Source organism: Thermogutta sp., assembly GCF_014359955.1.
Taxonomy (GTDB): Bacteria; Planctomycetota; Planctomycetia; order Pirellulales; family Thermoguttaceae; genus Thermogutta.
The window spans coordinates 1-2,567 of record NZ_JACIYL010000651.1 but is presented as its reverse complement, the minus strand read 5'-3'; the positions used below and the strand labels follow the sequence as shown (position 1 = coordinate 2,567).

Annotated in this window: 3 protein-coding genes; 2 read left to right on the top strand and 1 reads right to left on the bottom strand. The window is 56.9% G+C overall.

All coding sequences use genetic code 11. The features are described from left to right. Positions 1–63 precede the first annotated feature (63 nt). Positions 64–885, bottom strand: a complete 822-nt coding sequence (locus tag H5U08_RS15475; protein ID WP_297035043.1) for a ParA family protein — start codon at positions 883–885, stop codon at positions 64–66. Positions 886–1,208: 323 nt separating this feature from the next. On the opposite strand from H5U08_RS15475, the gene H5U08_RS15470 reads away from it, so the two are divergent. Together H5U08_RS15470 and H5U08_RS15465 are read left to right on the top strand one after the other, a co-directional pair. After that, on the top strand, positions 1,209–1,511 hold the full coding sequence (locus H5U08_RS15470; RefSeq protein WP_297035038.1) for a hypothetical protein: 303 nt from the start codon (positions 1,209–1,211) through the stop codon (positions 1,509–1,511). A 200-nt stretch (positions 1,512–1,711) separates the two neighbouring features. Next, complete coding sequence (locus H5U08_RS15465; RefSeq protein WP_297035035.1) at positions 1,712–2,296, top strand: thermonuclease family protein; 585 nt, start codon at positions 1,712–1,714, stop codon at positions 2,294–2,296. Positions 2,297–2,567: the final 271 nt, after the last annotated feature.

The following is a 2,567-nucleotide window of genomic DNA, read 5'->3' as shown; positions in this document are numbered from 1 at the left end:
CGGCTCGCACAGCAGAGCAAGCACCCCGTGGAGACTTTGCGACGTCGTCGGCATACCGCGCGGCTACCCTGCCTGTTTGAGGGACTGCCTTTCCTGGACGGTTTGGGCAATGATTTCTCTCGCCAGGTTGCGATAATCTTCCGCGCCGTTGGAATCCGGGGCGTACTGGAAAATTGACTGTCCGAAACTGGGGGCTTCCGCAAGCCGTACGTTTCGGCGGATTCTCGTCTGAAAGAGTTGAGCGCCTGCCCAGGGGGTCCGTCCATCGCGGCGATTGCCGAAGAAGGCCCCTACGTCTTCGGAGACCTCGAGTGCCAGCCGGGTGTGGGAATCGAACATGCAAAGGATGATCCCCGTCAATCGCAACCGGCTGTTAAGCCGTTTGGCCACTAGTTCGATGGTCTGAAGGAGTTTGCTGAGTCCGTGGAGTGCCAGGAAATGGGGCTGGAGCGGAATGAACACCTCGTTGACTGCCGCAAGCGCGTTGATCGTGAGAATTCCCAGACTGGGCGGGCAATCCACCAGCAGAAAATCGAATTTCTCTGGATCTTCGGATAGCTTGTCGCGCAGAATGACCTCCCGCCCGACCACGCCCGCCAGCTCGACTTCGGCAGCCGCCAAATCCAAATGAGACGGGACTACCCAGAGGTTCTCTGTGATTTTGCGACGGACGTCGGCCAGCGGACGATCGCGGACCAGCACGTCATAGACGGAGAGCATATCAATCTGGGGTTCAATGCCGAAATGCAGCGAGGCGTGCGCCTGCGGATCCATATCGATGAGACAGGTGCGAAAACCTTCGGCGGCAAAAGCCGCTGCCAGGTTGACCGCGGTGGTGGTTTTTCCCACACCTCCTTTTTGGTTCATGATCGCTATGGACCGCATCGTGACTCCTTCCGTGGTTGGCGATGGACGCATACTGCTCCCTGTGTTGCTGCGTGAACAGGCCCGATTATACCGGAAAGGTGAGCCAACTTCCTAGATCAAATTGGGGCACCCCGCCTCGTGGCACTGGACGCAGCCAAAAGCAAATGTTTTGTGTCTTGTCAAGATGGGCGATGCTTTCGTATAAGCGATGCAGTGGTCCTCCGCAACAAAACGGGTGCGGGAGACTTGTTCGGCGTGCAATAACCTTATTACGATGAAAGTGTTGGGGATAGGGCTCGACCATTGACCACGTTGAGAGCCTCGTAGTCGGGAGAGCAGCGATGATCCGCTACGTGTGTGACCTGTGTCGGCGGGAGATTCATCCGGACCGCGACATTCGGTACCAGGTGAAAATCGAAGTGAGGGCGGCTTTTGAACCCCTGAACGACGACGAGCCCGATGATCGGGATCACCTGGAAGAGATTCAGGACATTCTGGAATCTCTCAACCAACTGGGTGATGAGGCTTTCGAGACGGCTGAGAAGGTCCTTCAATTCGATCTCTGCTCGGAGTGCCGGAAAAGATTCCTGCGGGATCCGCTTGGCCGGGAAACGAGCAAGATCCTCGGCTTCAGCAAGAACTGACGCGGGTTTCCGGTCTTTCGCGGACAGACAAAGTTTTTGTAAGACTCCACAACTTTGACGTCGGCGGAACACCACATCCAAACAAAACGGGGCGAACGGGCCAATTACACCTCTCATTCGATGCCGGAAACCTCCGCGCCTGGAGGCGCAAATAGACATACGTCCGAGCCTGACCTTCTCGCACATGGGGGCAAATCTCCATGAACCGGCGATTCCCGAGGCTTCCCATACCCCGGACGGTTCGACGCCGGCGCAGGTTTCCCGACTCTCGCTCGGTCATCTTCCTGCTGATCATCCTCATCCTGATCGTTTACCGTGGTCTGCGCTCCGCCAATCACAACGCCGGTCGTGGCCCTTCAACGGAAGAAGGTGTATGGACGGTGGAACGCGTGGTCGATGGGGATACCCTTCGACTTGCCAACGGGGAAACAGTGCGCCTGATCGGCGTGGATGCTCCGGAATCAGTAAAACCGCACTCCCCCGTTGAACCCTACGGTCCCGAAGCCGCTGAATACTTGGCCACCCTCGTCCGCCAGGCCGGCAATCGGGTGCGGTTGGAATTTGACGGTCCCCGGCGGGACAAGTACGGGCGGCTTCTGGCATACGTGTGGGCTGGCGACAAGCTTCTCAATGAAGAAATCATCCGCGCTGGTTTGGGCCGCGTGGAGGCCCAATATTCCTACTCTCAAATCATGAAGGAACGATTTCTTCTTGCTGAAACAGAAGCAAGACTTGCCCGGAGAGGAATCTGGTCGTTTCCCGAAAACGTGGCACCGAAGAAATAAGCCCGTCGTGACGCTAACTGCGTGCAACTCGTTGAAGTGTTTCCAAAATTCGACCGCTGCGCGATTCCCCGCGTACTCGATCAAAATTTCTGATAATCACTCTCCGAGGGGCCGCCAAACAATCCCGCGGCAGGCCTGAATGGTCCATGCTAGCTTTTCGATGTAATAGAGATCGGCGGAACACCACGGAATGTCGAGCCACGTTGCCAGCACATCGGGAGGGGTCTGCAAAACGAGCGAATTCGCCGAGAATATCTCCTGAGCCATGCTG